Consider the following 15,361-nt stretch of genomic DNA (forward strand, 5'->3'; position numbering starts at 1 on the left):
ATGCGCCTCGACGATTTCGACTTCGACCTGCCCGAAGAGCTGATCGCGACGCGGCCCGCGCGGCCCCGCTCCTCGGCGCGCCTTCTGGTGGCCGAGGGCGATCGGATCACCGATGCCGTCGTTTCGGATCTCGGGCAATGGCTGCGCCCGGGCGACCGGCTCGTGCTCAACGACACCCGCGTGATCCCGGCGCGCCTCTCCGGCGCGCGCACCCGCCTCTCCGCCGAGGGAGAGGTGCAGGCGCGGATCGAGGTCACGCTGCTCGAGCCCGGGGCGGACGGCACCTGGACGGCGCTGGTGAAGCCCCTCAAGAAGGTGCGCGAGGGCGAGACGATCCGCTTCTCGGACGCGCTTTCGGCCGAGCTCGTGGCCAAGGACGAGGGGCAGGGGCGGCTGCGCTTCAACCTCGCGGGCGAGGATTTCGATGCAGCGCTTGCGGAGGCGGGGGCCATGCCGCTGCCGCCCTATATCGCCGGACGCCGGCCCGCCGACGACCGCGACCGAGAGGATTACCAGACGATCTGGGCCGAGAAGCCCGGCGCCGTCGCCGCGCCGACCGCCTCGCTGCATTTCGACGACGCGCTCCTTGGCGATCTCGCGAAGCGCGGCATCGCCTTCAGCCACGTCACGCTGCATGTCGGCGCAGGCACGTTCCTGCCGGTCAAGGTCGAGGACGTGACCACACACAGGATGCACGCCGAATGGGGCGAGGTGTCCGACGCGGCCGCGGCGGAGATCGCCGAGACCCGGGCGAAGGGCGGCCGGATCATCCCCGTCGGGACGACCGCGCTCCGGCTCCTTGAGACCGCCGCGCGCGAGACCGGCGAGGTGCGGGCCTGGCAGGGCGAGACCGACATCTTCATCTATCCCGGCTTTCGCTTCCACGCCGCGGACGCGCTCATGACCAATTTCCACCTGCCGAAATCGACCCTGCTGATGCTTGTCTCGGCGCTGATGGGGCGCGAGCGGATGCTGGCGATCTACGCTCACGCTGTGTCCGAGCGGTACCGGTTCTTCTCCTACGGCGACGCCTCGCTGCTCATCCCCGGATGAGCCGCGGAGGATGATGGACGGAGCCTCGCGGGCGCTATAGCGAAGGCGCCGAGACGACTCGGTTATCAGTCAAAGGCCCCCGGTCATGATCAACGTGCTCGCCGGCTCCTGGCCGCTCTTCTTCGGCGTCCTCCTGCTGCTGCTCGGGAACGGCCTGCAAGGCTCGCTTATGGGGATCCGCGGCAATGCGGCGGGCTTCTCGCCCTTCGTGATGTCGGTGATCATTTCGGCCTATTTCCTCGGCTTCATGATCGCCTCGCGAATGACGCCGACCATGATCCGCCGGGTGGGACACGTGCGCGTCTTCGCCGCGCTCGGCTCGATGATCTCGGCCGCGCTGATCATGTTCCCGACGATCGAACATCCGGCGGTCTGGATCGCGATGCGGGTGCTTCTCGGCTTCGCCTTCTGCGGCGTCTACGTGACCTCGGAGAGCTGGATCAACAATTCGGTCACGAACGAACGGCGGGGTCAGGCGATCTCGCTCTACATGATCACCCAGATGCTGGGCATCATCGCGGCCCAGGCGCTGCTTCTGGTGCCCGACCCGTCGGGGTATCTCTTGTTCATCATCCCCTCGGTGCTGGTCTCGATCTCCTTCGCGCCGATCCTGCTCGCGATATCGCCGACCCCGGCCTTCGAGACGACGAAGCCGATGAACCTCTGGTCGCTCTTCCACACGACGCCGCTCGGCTTCGTCGGCATGAGCCTCATGGGGGCGGTCTTCGCGCTGCAATTCGGCATGTCGGCGGTCTTTGCCTCGATCGCGGGGATGACGCTGCAGCAGACCTCGATCTTCGTTGCGGCCTTCTACGTGGGCGCGCTGATCTGCCAATACCCACTCGGCTGGCTGTCGGACCGCATGGACCGCCGCGTGCTCATCGCCATCGTCGCCGCCGCGGGCGGGACCGCCGGCATCGGCGGGTTGCTCTTCACCGACAGCTTCACCGTGCTCGTCGTGGTGGCAGCGATCACCGGGGGCTCGGCCAATCCGCTCTATTCGCTGCTCATCGCCTATACCAACGACTTCCTCGCGCCCGAGGACATGGCGAGCGGCTCGGCCGGGCTGATGTTCGTCAACGGCATCGGCGCCATCATCGGCCCGCTTGTGACGGGCTACCTGATGCAGGCGATCGGGCCGCGCGGATACTTCATCCTGATCGCGGTGCCGATGCTCGCGCTCACGGGCTACGCGCTCTACCGGATGACGCGCCGCGCCGCTCCTTCGGTGGACGAGACGGGAAGCTACACCTACTACGCGCCGACGGGCACGGTGGTCGCGATGGAATACGCCCAGGAGGCCGCGCTCGAAGCGGCGGACGCGGATGAGGACCGGACGACGTGAACGGAACTCGGGTGGCGATCCTGTCGGAAACTGACATGAATTGTGACTGTCTCAATTCGCCGCGAAAGCAGTAACGTCCTAGCATTGATATTTGTGAATTAGATAGGTGCACCAATGGCAGGCCCGCAAGACATTCTGTCGTTCTGGCTCGACGAGGTCGGGCCCGAGGGGTGGTACAAGCAGGACGCGGAGATCGACGACGCGATCACCGCGCGGTTCTCGGGTCTCTGGTCCGAGGCGATGGAGGGGGGCCATGCCCTGTGGCTGACCCATGCCTCCGGCGCGCTCGCCTATATAGTCCTGCTCGACCAGTTCTCGCGCAACATGTTCCGCGGCGAGGGCCGCGCCTATTCCGCCGACGCGGTCGCGCTCGCCGCCGCCAAGCAGTCGGTGCACAAGGGATGGGATTTCAGGATCGACGAGCCGGCACGGCAGTTCTTCTACCTGCCGCTCATGCATTCCGAGAACCTTTGCAATCAGGACCGCGGCGTGCGCCTCATCAAGGAGCGGATGCCCGAGACCGGCGCGGAGAACCTTCTCCACGCCAAGGCGCACCGGGACGTCATCCGCCGCTTCGGTCGATTCCCGCATCGCAACGAGGAGCTCGGCCGGGCGACCACGGCGGAGGAGCGCCGCTTCCTCGACGAGGGCGGTTACGGGCGTGTGGTCCGGGAACTTAAGGAACCGGCCTGACCGGCTCAGAGGCGTGAGAGGAAGGCGCGGACGCGCGGCAGCAGCCAGTCCCAGAGGGTCGGTGCGCCCCGCGCGATGGGCGGGCCGATCCGGGCCTCGAAGGTCTCGACCGTGACGCCATAATCGCGCCAGGATCCGCCATCGGAGGCGAGGTTCTGGTTCGGGGGCTGGAAGCGGTCGAGCGCCTTTGCGAAGCGCGCATCGGCGCTCTCCGCGGCCTCGAACTCCTCCCAGAGCATGCGCAACTCGGCGGCCTGATCGTCGGGCAAGAGGCCGAAGATCCGACGCGCGGCGGCTTCCTCGTCGGCCGCGGTCGTGCTCGCGTCGTGGCTGCCGAAGATCGGTGCATCTCCGGCGTCGATCTCCACCAGATCGTGCAGCAGCAGCATCCGGATCACCCGGTCGCGGTCCACGCCCTCGGGTGCATGGTCGCCGAGCGTCAGCGCGTAGAGTGCAAGGTGCCAGGAATGCTCGGCGGAATTCTCGAACCGGGCGCCGCCTAGGACTCGCGTCGCGCGCTCGATCCCCTTCAGGCGGTCGGCCTCGGCGAGGAATGCCATCTGACGGTCGAGGCGATCGCTCACGACGCGCCTCGCGCCGCCCGCGGATGCGCCCGAACGGGACGCCGGCCGCCAGCGTCCCGCGGGTAAAGCGCATCAGCCCGGGACATCGCAGCGCTCAGCGGGTGCTCTCGGTCAGGCGGCGCTTCACGTAATCGGACACGGTGCCGATCATCGTGTCCATGTGCGGTCCCTCGAAGAAATGGCCGGAGCCCTCGATCTGCTCGTGGGTGATCGTGATGCCCTTCTGCTCCTTGAGCTTGTTCACCAGCGACGTCGTGTCGGCGGGCGGCGCGACGCGGTCGCCGGTGCCGTTGATGATCAGGCCTGAGGAGGGGCAGGGGGCGAGGAACGAAAAATCGTACATGTTCGCTGGCGGCGAAGCCGAGATGAAGCCGGTGATCTCGGGGCGGCGCATCAGGAGCTGCATCCCGATCCAGGCGCCGAACGAGAAGCCCGCGACCCAGCAATGCTTGGAATTGGCGTTCATCGATTGCAGGTAGTCGAGCGCCGAGGCGGCGTCGCCGAGCTCGCCCACACCCTGGTCGTACTCGCCCTGGCTGCGCCCCACGCCGCGGAAATTGAACCGCAGCACGGTGAAGCCCATGTTGTAGAAGGCGTAGTGCAGGTTGTAGACGACCTTGTTGTTCATCGTCCCGCCGAATTGCGGGTGCGGATGAAGCACGATGGCGATCGGGGCGTCGCGGTCCTTCTGCGGGTGGTAACGGCCTTCGAGGCGGCCTTCGGGGCCGGGGAAAATCACCTCGGGCATAAGCGGGCGGCTCCTTTGCGGCCCCGGCTCTCGCGTCGTCATTAGTTGACGCAATCCGTAAGGCTCTTTAGAACTCTTCTAAATCCCGGGCGACGTTGTCCCGGGCACGACGTCCGAGGCAGATAGGCAATTGCCCGGACAAGGTCAATTGCCGTCCCTGCCGGACGGCCAGGTTCGGAGATGGCGATGAAGCTCAGCACGAAGGGCCGGTACGCGATGGTGGCGCTCGTGGATATCGCGCTGCAGCCGCAGGGCGCGCTCGTCACTTTGGGCGAAATCGCCGAGCGGCAGGACATCTCGCTGCCCTATCTCGAACAGCTCTTCGTGAAGCTGCGCCGCGCCGGACTGGTGACCTCGGTGCGGGGGCCTGGGGGCGGCTACCGCCTCGCCAAGTCCGCGACCGAGATCCGGGTGGTGGACGTGCTGGCCGCAGTCGACGAGACGGTGAGCGCGATGCATACGGGCGCGGGCGCCTCGGGCGGGCTCTCGGGCTCCAAGGCGCAGTCGATGACCAATCGGTTGTGGCAGGGTCTCTCGGCCCATGTCTATGTCTTCCTGCATCAGACGCGGCTTTCGGACATCGCCGGCAACGGGCTCGTGCCGTGCCCGGCCGTGCCGTCGCTCTTCGCCGTGGTGGACGAGGCATGAGACGACGGGATCCGGATGTGGCTGCCGGACCGGGGCTCTGCCCCGGACCCCGGAGTATTTCCGCCAAGAAGAAGCAGGGGCGCGGATGAGCCGGGTCTATCTCGACTGGAACGCGACCGCGCCGCTCCGGCCCGAGGCGCGCGAGGCGATGATCGCGGCGATGGATGTCGTCGGGAACCCGTCCTCTGTGCATGGCGAGGGGCGGAGCGCAAAGCGGATCGTCGAGACGGCGCGCGCGCAGGTGGCCGAGGCCTTCGGAGCGGAGGGGGCGGACGTCGTGTTCGTCTCGGGCGCGACCGAGGCGGCGGCGCTCGCCTGCGCGGGGCGGGGCCTCAAGGGTGCCGATATCGAGCACGACGCGGTCGCGGCCTGGATCGATCCGGCGCTGCCGGTGGACGGGCAGGGGCGCGTCGACGTCGCGGATCCCGCGCACTCGGTGCTGCAGGCGGCCAACTCCGAGACCGGCGTGGTGCAGGATCTGCCCCAGGGTCTCGCCGTGACCGACGCGACGCAGGCTTTCGGCAAGTTGCCTGTCGCCTTCAACTGGATGGGCGCGGAAATGGCGCTCCTCTCGGCGCACAAGATCGGCGGGCCGAAGGGCGTGGGTGCGCTCGTGTTGAGGCGCGGCACCGACCTTGCCGCGCAGATCAGGGGCGGCGGTCAGGAGATGGGGCGTCGCTCCGGCACCGAGAACGTGATCGGCATCGCCGGTTTCGGGGCGGCCGCGGCGGCCGCGCAGCGCGATCTTGACGCGGGCGTCTGGTCTCGGGTGGAAAAACTTAGAAACGTTCTAGAATCCTCCATTGCAGACCGGGCTCCGATGACTATTTTTGTCGGGAAAGATGCGGCCCGGCTCCCCAACACCAGCGCCTTTGCGGTGCCCGGCTGGAAGGGCGAGACGCAGGTGATGCAGATGGACCTTGCGGGCTTCGCGATCAGCGCAGGCTCCGCCTGTTCCAGCGGCAAGGTCCGCGAGAGCCGGGTGTTGCGGGCGATGGGATACGACGGTGCGACGGCCTCGGGGGCGATCCGCGTGAGCCTCGGGCCCGACACGCAAGAAGACGACGTGAGCCGCTTCGTCGAGGCATGGCTCGCAGGTTACGAGAAGTTTCGCGCGAAGGCCGCCTGAGCGGCGGGCGCGATGACAGCGGCCGCGATGGCGGCGCGATCAGGAGAGGACGATCCGGCATGACAGCTCTGGACCAGACCGAAGCGAAGGAAGGCGTCGACCAGGAAACGGTCGACAAGGTTCGCAATCTCGGCGGCAAGTACAAGTACGGCTGGGAAACCGAGATCGAGATGGATTACGCGCCGAAGGGCCTCTCGGCCGACATCGTGCGTCTGATCTCGGAGAAGAACGAAGAGCCGCAGTGGATGACGGACTGGCGGCTGGCAGCCTACGAGCGCTGGCTGCAGAAGTCGGAGCCCGATTGGGCGATGGTCGAATACCCCCAGATCGACTTCCAGAACCAGTATTACTACGCCCGGCCGAAGAGCATGGACGTGAAGCCGAAATCGCTCGACGAGGTGGATCCGAAGCTGCTCGAGACTTACGCGAAGCTTGGCATTCCGCTGAAGGAGCAGATGATCCTCGCGGGTGTCGAGGGCGCCGACGAGGCTCCGGCAGAGGGCCGCACGGGCGGCGGCGAGGAGCGGCGCGTCGCGGTCGACGCGGTGTTCGACAGCGTCTCGGTCGGCACGACCTTCCAGAAGGAACTCGAGAAGGCGGGCGTGATCTTCTGCTCGATCTCCGAGGCGATCAAGAACCATCCCGAGCTGGTGCAGAAGTACCTCGGCTCGGTCGTGCCGGTGTCGGACAACTACTACGCCACTCTCAACTCGGCGGTCTTCTCGGACGGGTCCTTCGTCTACATTCCGCCGGGCGTGCGCTGCCCGATGGAGCTCTCGACCTATTTCCGCATCAATGCCGAGAATACCGGCCAGTTCGAGCGGACGCTGATCATCGCGGACAAGGGCTCTTACGTCTCCTACCTCGAGGGCTGCACCGCGCCGCAGCGTGACACCGCGCAGCTGCACGCGGCCGTGGTCGAGATCATCGCCGAGGAAGATGCCGAGGTGAAGTATTCGACCGTCCAGAACTGGTTCCCCGGCGACGAGGACGGCAAGGGCGGCATCTACAACTTCGTCACCAAGCGTGCCGATTGCCGTGGCGACCGGTCGAAGGTGATGTGGACCCAGGTCGAGACCGGCTCCGCCGTCACCTGGAAGTATCCGTCCTGCATCCTGCGCGGCAACGAGAGCCAGGGCGAGTTCTACTCGATCGCGATCACCAACAACCACCAGCAGGCCGATACCGGCACCAAGATGATCCATCTCGGGAAGAACACCCGCAGCCGGATCGTGTCGAAGGGCATCTCGGCGGGGCAGGCGCAGAACACCTATCGCGGTCTCGTCTCGATGCACCCCAAGGCCAAGAACTCGCGCAACTACACCCAGTGCGACAGCCTGCTGATCGGCGACAAGTGCGGGGCGCACACGGTCCCCTATATCGAGGTCAAGAACAACTCGAGCCGGGTCGAGCACGAGGCGACGACATCCAAGGTCGATGACGACCAGATGTTCTATTGCCGTCAGCGCGGGCTCGACGAGGAAGAGGCGGTGGCGCTGATCGTGAACGGCTTCGCCAAGGAAGTGCTGCAGGCGCTGCCCATGGAATTCGCGATGGAGGCCCAGCAGCTCGTGGCGATCTCGCTCGAAGGCTCGGTTGGCTGACCGGGGGCTGCCCCGCCCGGAGCGGCGGGGCGCTTTCAACTCGATATCATCAGCAGAGGCTTGGCGCGATGATCGTGACCACGACGCAGAATGTGGAAGGCCACCGCATCACCGATTACCGCGGCATCGTCGTGGGTGAGGCGATCATGGGCGCGAACGTCGTGCGCGACTTCTTCGCCCAGGTGACCGACATCGTCGGCGGGCGCTCCGGCGCCTACGAGGCCAAGTTGCAGGACGCCCGCGAGATCGCCTTCCGAGAGCTCGAGGCCCGGGCCGAACGGCTCGGCGCGAATGCCGTGGTGGGCGTCGATCTCGATTACGAGGTCGTCAGCGACTCGATGCTGATGGTCTCCGTCTCGGGCACCGCGGTGGTGCTCGACTGACCATTTCCGCCCCTCGCGACGGGGCGACCGACAGACATGCGGCCGAGGCCGCGACAGGACCAAGAGGAAGACATGCTCGACATCAAGAACCTTCACGTGAAGCTCGAGGACGAGGACAAGCAGATCCTCAAAGGTGTGGACCTGACCGTCGAGGCGGGCAAGGTGCACGCGATCATGGGGCCGAACGGCTCGGGCAAGTCGACGCTGTCCTACGTGCTCTCCGGCCGCGAAGGCTACGAGGTCACGGACGGCTCTGCGACGCTGCTCGGCGAGGACATCCTCGAGCTGGAGCCCGAAGAGCGCGCCGCCGCCGGCATGTTCCTCGCCTTCCAGTATCCGGTCGAGATCCCCGGCGTCGGCAACATGACCTTCCTGCGCTCGGCGGTGAACGCGCAGCGCAAGGCCCGCGGCGAGGAGGAGATGTCCTCCTCCGAGTTCCTCAAGGTGATCCGTGAGAAGGCCAAGGACCTGAAGATCGACCAGGACATGCTCAAGCGCCCGGTGAACGTCGGCTTCTCGGGCGGCGAGAAGAAGCGCAACGAGATCCTGCAGATGGCGATGCTCGAGCCCAAGCTCTGCATCCTCGACGAAACCGATTCCGGCCTCGATGTCGACGCCATGAAGCTGGTCTCGGACGGCGTGAACGCGCTGCGTAGCCCGGATCGCGGCTTCCTCGTCATCACCCACTACCAGCGTCTTCTCGACCACATCGTGCCGGACGTCGTGCACATCATGTCGGACGGCCGCATCGTGAAGACGGGCGGGCCGGAGCTTGCCCGCGAGGTCGAGGCAAACGGCTACGCCGAGTTCAAGGAGACCGCATAATGGCGATGCTCAAACCCAAGACGCCCGAGCCGCGGGCGCTGGATCTCGCCGAGACGCGCATTTCCGCGATGACGCTGCCCGAGGGCGGCTGGGCCGAGCCCGCCCGCCGCGAGGCTCTGGAGCGCGTCCGCAAGACCGGGCTGCCGATCTCGCGGGACGAATACTGGAAATACACCAAGCCCGACACGCTGACCGCCGTCGAGGCGCCTGCCGCATCGGTCTTCGACGGCAAGGAACCCCCGGTCTTCGACCAGTTCGACCGGCTCAAGATCGTGTTCGTGGACGGCGTGTTCGACGCCGAGCAGTCGGATGATCTGTCCCTCGAAGGGATCGAGATCGAGCGGTTGGCCGAGTCCCAGGCCGACATCCACTGGGCCAAGGAGGTCTACGGCAGGCTCGAGGCGCGCGGCCAGTCGCTGGTGCAGCGCCCGCTCGCGGCGCTCAACACCGCGTTCGCGACAGACGGCGTTCTGATCCGCGTGACCGGAAAGCCGTCCAAGCCGGTCAGCCTCTTCTACGTCCACGAGGTGGAAACCTCGGACGCGATGTTGCACCACGTCGTGAAGGTCGAGGAAGGTGCGGAGGTGACGGTTCTCGAAGCCGGTCCCGCCGCCGCGCGCTTCAACCAGTGCATGGAGGTCGAGGTCGCCGACCGGGCCACCTTCCGCCACATCCGGGCGCAGGGCAGGGACCACGAGCGTCGCGCCGCGACCCATCTCTTCGGACGTCTCGGCGAGGAATCGACCTTCAAGTCGTTCACCCTCACCGCCAACGGCGTGCTGACGCGCAACGAGGCGGTTCTGGAGCTGACCGGTGACAACGCCGTGGCGCATGTCGCGGGCGCCTGCATGGGCGACGGCGATTTCCACCACGACGACACCGTCTTCGTGACCCATGACGCGGTGAACTGCGAGAGCCGCCAGGTCTTCAAGAAGGTCCTCCGCAACGGGGCCGTGGGCGTCTTCCAGGGCAAGATCCTCGTCGAGCCCGGCGCGCAGAAGACCGACGGCTACCAGATCTCGCAATCGCTGCTGCTCGACGGCGACAGCGTCTTCGAGGCGAAACCCGAACTCGAGATATACGCCGACGATGTCGCCTGCTCGCACGGCTCCACCTCCGGCGCGATCGACGACGAGGCGCTCTTCTATCTGCGCTCGCGCGGGATCCCCGAGGCCGAGGCGCAGAACTACCTCACGCTCGCCTTCCTCGCCGAAGCGGTGCAGGAGATCGACGACGCGGACCTTCAGGAGGCCATCGTCGAGCGCATCTCGCAGTGGCTCTTCCGCCGCATGGCGACGTGAGGACGTCTTGCCGGTCACGAGTGACATTGTCGCCACCTACCGGGGGCCGGGTGCCGTCATGCGGCGCCTGCTCTCGGGCGGCCCGCGAGAGGATCGCGCGCTTGCCGTCCTCATGGGCGCCTGCGCGCTGATCTTCATCTCGCAATGGCCGGCGCTCTCTCGCCGCGCGCATCTCGAAGGTCAGGAGCTCGATCCGCTGCTCGGCGGTGCGCTCTTCGCGTGGCTCTTTGTCGCGCCCTTGCTTCTTTACGGCCTTGCCGCGCTGAGCCACCTCGCGGCGAAGCTCGCGGGCGGCAAGGGAACATGGTTCGGCGCCCGCTTGGCGCTCTTCTGGAGCGTCCTTGCCTCCACGCCCCTCATCCTGTTGAACGGGCTCGTCGCGGGGTTCCAGGGACCCGGTCCGGCGCTGAGCCTCGTCGGGGCCCTCTGGTTCGCCGTGTTCCTGTGGTTCTGGATCCGCAGCCTGATGGTCGCCGAGGAGGGCGCATGACACTCAACGGGTTTCTCTCGCTTGCCTGGCAAAGCGTGACCGCCCCGCGCGACGTGGCGCGGCTCCTGCTGTCGCTTCGGCTCGGGACCGAGGTCGTGCTGACGGCGTTCGCCCTCGTCGTCGTGCTGCAGACGATCTTCGTCGCGCTTTCGGCGCAGATCATGCCGCCCGATCCTGCCGTGGCCTCCATCCTGTCGCAGCCGATCGTGTTTCTCGCGATCCTCTCCACCGTGCTGTGCGTGATGATCCTTGCGCTGACCTTTGCCGGGCGCGGCCTCGGCGGCGTCGCGCAGGTGCGCGACGTGGGCGTGCTGATCGTCTGGGTGCAGGGGCTCGACGTACTCGTGCAGGCGGTGCTTGTCGTGACCGCGCCGCTTCTTCCGGGGCTGGCCGCGATGATCTCGCTGCTGGCCACCGGTGTCGGCCTCTGGATCCTTATCAACTTCCTCGCCGAAGCTCAGGGCTTCGAGGGCGTGGGCAAGGCCGCGCTGTCGGTGCTGCTTGCGGTGACCGGGCTCGCGCTCGGCGCCTCGCTGTTCCTGTCGCTCACCGGTGCCACCACGGGGATCGTTCCCAATGTATGACGTCACAGCCATCCGCCGCGACTTCCCGATCCTGTCGCGCGAGATCAACGGCAAGCCGCTGGTCTATCTCGACAACGGGGCATCGGCGCAGAAGCCGCAGGTTGTCATCGACGCGGTCACGCGCGCCTATTCCGAGGAATACGCGAACGTTCACCGCGGCCTGCATTATCTGTCGAACCTCGCGACGGAAAAGTACGAGGGCGTGCGCGGTACAGTCGCGAACTTCCTCGGCGCGCCCTCCGAAGAGGAGATCGTGCTCAATTCCGGCACCACCGAGGGCATCAACCTCGTCGCCTATGGCTGGGCGATGCCGCGGATGGAGGCTGACGACGAGATCGTCCTGTCGGTCATGGAGCACCACGCCAACATCGTGCCGTGGCATTTCCTGCGGGAGCGTCAGGGCGTGGCCCTGCGCTGGGTCGATACCGAGCTCGACGGCTCGCTCGACACCCAGAAGGTCATCGACGCCATCGGCCCGAAGACCAAGCTTGTCGCGATCACCCATCTTTCCAACGTCTTGGGAACCGTCGTTGACGTGAAGGCGATCTGCGAGGCGGCGCACGAAAAGGGCGTGCCGGTGCTCGTCGACGGCAGCCAGGCTGCGGTGCACATGCCGGTCGACGTGGCCGATATCGGCTGCGATTTCTACGCGGTTACCGGCCACAAGCTCTACGGGCCGAGCGGGTCCGGCGCGATCTACATCAGGCGCGAGCGGATGGAGGAGATGCGCCCCTTCATCGGTGGCGGCGACATGATCAAGGAAGTCCACAAGGACGAGATCACCTGGAACGACCCGCCGATGAAGTTCGAGGCCGGCACGCCCGGCATCGTCCAGACCATCGGCCTCGGGGTCGCGCTGGATTACATGACCGACCTCGGGATGGAGAACATCGCCGCTCACGAAGCTGGTCTCGCGGACTATGCGCGCCAGCGTCTCGACGGGCTCAATTGGCTGCAGGTTCAGGGCAACGCGCCCGGCAAGGCCGCGATCTTCTCGTTCACGCTCGAGGGCGCGGCCCATGCCCATGACATCTCGACGATCCTCGACAAGAAGGGCGTCGCCGTCCGCGCAGGCCATCACTGCGCCGGCCCCTTGATGGATCATCTTGGAATTTCAGCGACATGCAGGGCGTCTTTCGGGCTCTACAATACCGAAGGCGAGGTCGATGCCTTGGTCGAGGCCCTGGAGCTGGCGCAAGAGCTCTTCGCCTGACGATCCCCCTCATGTTCCCATTCCGGAAAGTGGATGCTAGCTTCGCTGCACCTGCAAACATTCCGGAGAGACCACATGGGCCCGATCACCGAGGCGGATCAGATATCGGACATCGCGTTCGGCTTCATGGGATCGAAGACCCTCTTTGTGGCTCTGGATCATCAGATCTTCACGCATCTGTCGAAAGGTGCCGGGGATGCCGATGAAATCGCTGTAAAAACCGGTCTGCACCGGGACCGTGCCGAAACGCTCCTGACCGGCCTCGCCGGTCTCGGGCTGCTGACCGTCGAGGAGGGCCGCTTTGCCAATGCGCCCGGGGCGGAGGCGTTCCTGGTCCACGGCGCCAAATACGATTTCGGCGACTATCTCCGGCTTCAGGTGGGCCAGCAGATGTACGCCCTGATCCACCAGCTCGGGGCCGCGATCGCCGGCCGGATGCCCGCAAACGCCACGGCGTCCTACGAGGACTGGTTCGAGGACGCCGAGGAGGCGCGGCTCTATTCCGAAAGCCAGCATGCGGGCTCGCTCGGTCCCGCGCGGCAGGTCACGCGCAAGGTCGATCTTTCCGACGCGAAGACGCTCCTCGACGTCGGCGGCGGCACCGGGGCCTTCGCCATCACGCTCTGCGACGCTTTCCCCGAGCTCACCGCGACGGTCGTGGACTTCCCGAACGTCGCAAAGCTCGGTCGCGGCTATGTCGAGGAGGCCGGTCTCTCGGACCGCATCTCCTATGTCGACGGCAATGCGCTCAGGACCGACTGGCCGGGCGGGCAGGATATCGTGATGATGTCCTATCTGCTCTCCGGCGTGCCGGGCGCAGAGCACGAGACCCTGATCCGCCGCGCCTACGAGACGCTCGCGCCGGGGGGGCGACTTCTCGTGCATGACTTTGTGGTCGAGGCTGACCGATCCGGCCCCAAGCTGGCGGCGCTCTGGCAGCTGCAGCACACCGCGTTCACGCCCGAGGCGCGGTCGGTCGATGTCGCGGGGCTCGAACACCTGCTCGGGGCGAACGGTTTCGCCGAGGTCGAGACGATCGAGATGATCCCCCAGATGACCAAGCTCTGCGTCGGACGCCGGTCGGCCTGACGTAATGCGCGGCGCCCCCCGGGGGACAGTGGGGGCGCCGCGTCCGCGCAGTGATCCTCACCGGCCGACAGGGAAGCGGCCGCAGGGGACGTGAGGATCCGCGCAGATCTCTCAGGGTCGACGGCGCCCGGACAGCGCCGCTTGCAGGCCACTTCGCGGGGAGCACAGCCGAACAAGGACCGGTCCCGGTTGTCGGCGCGGCCATGTCCACAAGAGCGGAAGCGCCGCAAGGCCTGCGTCATGAAAAGCTAAGTTGTTCAATAAGCTCGCTGTGAATGGGCAAGGGTTGTGCGAAGTCCAGGTCACGCTACCAAAGGGTGTGTGTGATGTCCCGACCGATTTTGTGTCCGCTGCCCGCATCATCCCGGGTTTCCGGCTTGCGTATCGCCGCATGGCCCGGTAGGAGGCATCTTGCGACGCACCCATAGCTCAGCTGGATAGAGCGCTGCCCTCCGAAGGCAGAGGCCTCAGGTTCGAATCCTGATGGGTGCGCCACTTGATCCCAAGAAAAAAGTGACGGAATGGCCGTTCTCGGCCCAGTCGCTACGGGTTTGCACCGCTCGCGCGAATGATCGGATGTCGGGCCATGTGCAGAGCATGGACATCGGACGTACCCTCTGTCGGCCTCCGGCTTGCGTCGCGCGACAGGATCCCGGGGCGCACGATGTGCGCCCCCGGAGTTATTTGCGTCAGATACCGTTCCGAGTGGTCCGCGAGCCGCTCAGAAGGGGCTGTCGGGATAGTAGTACTGCTCGGCGTTCTCTTCGGTGATGAGCACGGAGCCGATCGTGAACGTCCCCGAGACCGGCGCATTGGACACGAGGCCCACCGCAGTCATCTCGATGGCCGTCGCGATCATGGCCGGCGGGTAGGTCACGTCGGCGGGGATCATCTCGTCGCCCTCCATGACGCGCTGCACCATCTCCTTCATGCCGGCGCCGCCGAGCACGAACTGGATGTCGTCGCGTCCCGCCGCTTCGATCGCGGCCAGAACGCCCACGGCCATGTCGTCGTCCGAGGCCCAGACAGCGTCGATCTGGTCATGCTTCTGCAGGAAGTCCTGCATCACGTTGAAGCTGTCATCCCGATTCCAGTTGCCGTGCTCCATGTCGAGAATGTTGATGCCGGAGCCCTCGATCGCGGACTGGAAGCCTTCCACGCGCTCGTTGTCGATGGTGGTCGGAATGCCGCGCAGCACGACGATGTCGCCGCCGTCCGGCATCTGCTCGACCATGTATTCGCCCGAGACGCGCCCGAAGCCGGGGTTGTCGCCGGCCACGTAGAGATCCTCGACTCCCTCGACCGACAGGCCGCGATCGACGACCGTGACCCAGGTGCCGCTCTCGGCGACGGACTGGATCGGCGGCGTCAGCGGATCGGATTCGAATGGCAGCACCACCAGCGCGTCGATGCCGCGGGTCGCGACCATGTCCTCGATGTCGTTGACCTGAGCGCCCGCGTCGGACGCGGCCGTCAGCACGAAATCGAGCTGCGGATAGGCCTCTTCGAGGCGTTCCACGGTCTGCTGCGCGTGGAAGTTCATGCCCCCGGCCCAGCCATGGGTCGCGGCGGGGATCGACACGCCGATCACCATCGTATCGTCCTGCGCCCAGGCTGCGCCGGACATCGCCAGCATGGTGCAGCCCATCAGTGCGGTCTTCATGTAACTCAT

At 66.3% G+C, this 15,361-nt stretch carries 16 protein-coding genes and 1 tRNA gene; 14 read left to right on the forward strand and 3 right to left on the reverse strand.

What is annotated here, in order from left to right:
* The 3 genes from queA to OCH239_RS01570 all read left to right on the forward strand — a co-directional run bounded on the left by queA (position 1) and on the right by OCH239_RS01570 (position 3,091).
* Positions 1-1,053 carry a tRNA preQ1(34) S-adenosylmethionine ribosyltransferase-isomerase QueA gene (queA, locus tag OCH239_RS01560; RefSeq protein ID WP_037257643.1) on the forward strand — a complete coding sequence of 351 codons (1,053 nt, stop codon included), beginning with the start codon at positions 1-3 and terminating at the stop codon, positions 1,051-1,053.
* Between the two features lie 85 nt (positions 1,054-1,138).
* Complete coding sequence (locus OCH239_RS01565; RefSeq protein WP_037257645.1) at positions 1,139-2,398, forward strand: MFS transporter; 1,260 nt, start codon at positions 1,139-1,141, stop codon at positions 2,396-2,398.
* Positions 2,399-2,512: 114 nt separating this feature from the next.
* Positions 2,513-3,091: a DUF924 family protein gene (locus OCH239_RS01570; RefSeq protein ID WP_037257647.1), complete on the forward strand. Its 579-nt coding sequence runs from the start codon at positions 2,513-2,515 to the stop codon at positions 3,089-3,091.
* A 5-nt stretch (positions 3,092-3,096) separates the two neighbouring features.
* Here the strand turns inward: OCH239_RS01570 and OCH239_RS01575 are convergent, their stop codons facing one another.
* Positions 3,097-3,675 carry an HD domain-containing protein gene (locus tag OCH239_RS01575; RefSeq protein ID WP_037257653.1) on the reverse strand — a complete coding sequence of 193 codons (579 nt, stop codon included), beginning with the start codon at positions 3,673-3,675 and terminating at the stop codon, positions 3,097-3,099.
* Between the two features lie 94 nt (positions 3,676-3,769).
* Positions 3,770-4,423 carry an alpha/beta hydrolase gene (locus OCH239_RS01580; protein ID WP_037257656.1) on the reverse strand — a complete coding sequence of 218 codons (654 nt, stop codon included), beginning with the start codon at positions 4,421-4,423 and terminating at the stop codon, positions 3,770-3,772.
* A gap of 186 nt (positions 4,424-4,609) precedes the next feature.
* Here OCH239_RS01580 and iscR point away from each other — a divergent pair, with 186 nt between their 5' ends.
* From iscR to OCH239_RS01635, 11 genes are all read left to right on the forward strand, one after another.
* Positions 4,610-5,071 (forward strand): Fe-S cluster assembly transcriptional regulator IscR, encoded by a 462-nt coding sequence (gene iscR / locus OCH239_RS01585; RefSeq protein WP_037257658.1) that lies wholly within the window; start codon positions 4,610-4,612, stop codon positions 5,069-5,071.
* A gap of 85 nt (positions 5,072-5,156) precedes the next feature.
* Entirely contained in the window at positions 5,157-6,200 is a 1,044-nt protein-coding gene (locus OCH239_RS01590) for a cysteine desulfurase family protein (RefSeq protein ID WP_037257660.1), read from the forward strand.
* A 59-nt stretch (positions 6,201-6,259) separates the two neighbouring features.
* A complete protein-coding gene (gene sufB / locus OCH239_RS01595) occupies positions 6,260-7,804 on the forward strand; it encodes a Fe-S cluster assembly protein SufB (protein ID WP_037257663.1) in 1,545 nt (514 codons plus the stop codon).
* Between the two features lie 68 nt (positions 7,805-7,872).
* Entirely contained in the window at positions 7,873-8,187 is a 315-nt protein-coding gene (locus OCH239_RS01600) for a heavy metal-binding domain-containing protein (protein ID WP_037257666.1), read from the forward strand.
* A gap of 72 nt (positions 8,188-8,259) precedes the next feature.
* Positions 8,260-9,012 carry a Fe-S cluster assembly ATPase SufC gene (gene sufC, locus OCH239_RS01605; RefSeq protein ID WP_037257669.1) on the forward strand — a complete coding sequence of 251 codons (753 nt, stop codon included), beginning with the start codon at positions 8,260-8,262 and terminating at the stop codon, positions 9,010-9,012.
* Positions 9,012-10,313, forward strand: coding sequence for a Fe-S cluster assembly protein SufD (sufD, locus tag OCH239_RS01610; RefSeq protein ID WP_037257671.1), 1,302 nt, complete (start codon positions 9,012-9,014; stop codon positions 10,311-10,313). The genes sufC and sufD overlap by 1 nt, the downstream gene beginning before the upstream one ends.
* 7 nt (positions 10,314-10,320) lie before the next feature.
* On the forward strand, positions 10,321-10,803 hold the full coding sequence (locus OCH239_RS01615) for a hypothetical protein (protein WP_037257673.1): 483 nt from the start codon (positions 10,321-10,323) through the stop codon (positions 10,801-10,803).
* A complete protein-coding gene (locus tag OCH239_RS01620) occupies positions 10,800-11,387 on the forward strand; it encodes a hypothetical protein (protein WP_037257675.1) in 588 nt (195 codons plus the stop codon). The genes OCH239_RS01615 and OCH239_RS01620 overlap by 4 nt, the downstream gene beginning before the upstream one ends.
* Positions 11,380-12,600: a cysteine desulfurase gene (locus tag OCH239_RS01625; RefSeq protein ID WP_037257676.1), complete on the forward strand. Its 1,221-nt coding sequence runs from the start codon at positions 11,380-11,382 to the stop codon at positions 12,598-12,600. The genes OCH239_RS01620 and OCH239_RS01625 overlap by 8 nt, the downstream gene beginning before the upstream one ends.
* A gap of 75 nt (positions 12,601-12,675) precedes the next feature.
* Complete coding sequence (locus OCH239_RS01630) at positions 12,676-13,689, forward strand: methyltransferase (RefSeq protein ID WP_037257678.1); 1,014 nt, start codon at positions 12,676-12,678, stop codon at positions 13,687-13,689.
* A gap of 418 nt (positions 13,690-14,107) precedes the next feature.
* A tRNA-Arg gene (locus OCH239_RS01635) sits at positions 14,108-14,184 on the forward strand.
* 226 nt (positions 14,185-14,410) lie between these two features.
* Here the strand turns inward: OCH239_RS01635 and OCH239_RS01640 are convergent.
* Positions 14,411-15,352 (reverse strand): ABC transporter substrate-binding protein, encoded by a 942-nt coding sequence (locus OCH239_RS01640; RefSeq protein WP_157577777.1) that lies wholly within the window; start codon positions 15,350-15,352, stop codon positions 14,411-14,413.
* Positions 15,353-15,361 lie beyond the last annotated feature (9 nt).

Source organism: Roseivivax halodurans JCM 10272 (assembly GCF_000521785.1).
Classification (GTDB): Bacteria; Pseudomonadota; Alphaproteobacteria; order Rhodobacterales; family Rhodobacteraceae; genus Roseivivax; species Roseivivax halodurans.

Coding starts and splice junctions, on each gene's coding strand:
- queA (WP_037257643.1), top strand. CDS start 1: ATGCGCCTCGACGATTTCGACTTCGACCTGCCCGAAGAGCTGATCGCG.
- OCH239_RS01565 (WP_037257645.1), top strand. CDS start 1,139: ATGATCAACGTGCTCGCCGGCTCCTGGCCGCTCTTCTTCGGCGTCCTC.
- OCH239_RS01570 (WP_037257647.1), top strand. CDS start 2,513: ATGGCAGGCCCGCAAGACATTCTGTCGTTCTGGCTCGACGAGGTCGGG.
- OCH239_RS01580 (WP_037257656.1), bottom strand. CDS start 4,423: ATGCCCGAGGTGATTTTCCCCGGCCCCGAAGGCCGCCTCGAAGGCCGT.
- iscR (WP_037257658.1), top strand. CDS start 4,610: ATGAAGCTCAGCACGAAGGGCCGGTACGCGATGGTGGCGCTCGTGGAT.
- OCH239_RS01590 (WP_037257660.1), top strand. CDS start 5,157: ATGAGCCGGGTCTATCTCGACTGGAACGCGACCGCGCCGCTCCGGCCC.
- sufB (WP_037257663.1), top strand. CDS start 6,260: ATGACAGCTCTGGACCAGACCGAAGCGAAGGAAGGCGTCGACCAGGAA.
- OCH239_RS01600 (WP_037257666.1), top strand. CDS start 7,873: ATGATCGTGACCACGACGCAGAATGTGGAAGGCCACCGCATCACCGAT.
- sufC (WP_037257669.1), top strand. CDS start 8,260: ATGCTCGACATCAAGAACCTTCACGTGAAGCTCGAGGACGAGGACAAG.
- sufD (WP_037257671.1), top strand. CDS start 9,012: ATGGCGATGCTCAAACCCAAGACGCCCGAGCCGCGGGCGCTGGATCTC.
- OCH239_RS01620 (WP_037257675.1), top strand. CDS start 10,800: ATGACACTCAACGGGTTTCTCTCGCTTGCCTGGCAAAGCGTGACCGCC.
- OCH239_RS01625 (WP_037257676.1), top strand. CDS start 11,380: ATGTATGACGTCACAGCCATCCGCCGCGACTTCCCGATCCTGTCGCGC.
- OCH239_RS01630 (WP_037257678.1), top strand. CDS start 12,676: ATGGGCCCGATCACCGAGGCGGATCAGATATCGGACATCGCGTTCGGC.
- OCH239_RS01640 (WP_157577777.1), bottom strand. CDS start 15,352: ATGAAGACCGCACTGATGGGCTGCACCATGCTGGCGATGTCCGGCGCA.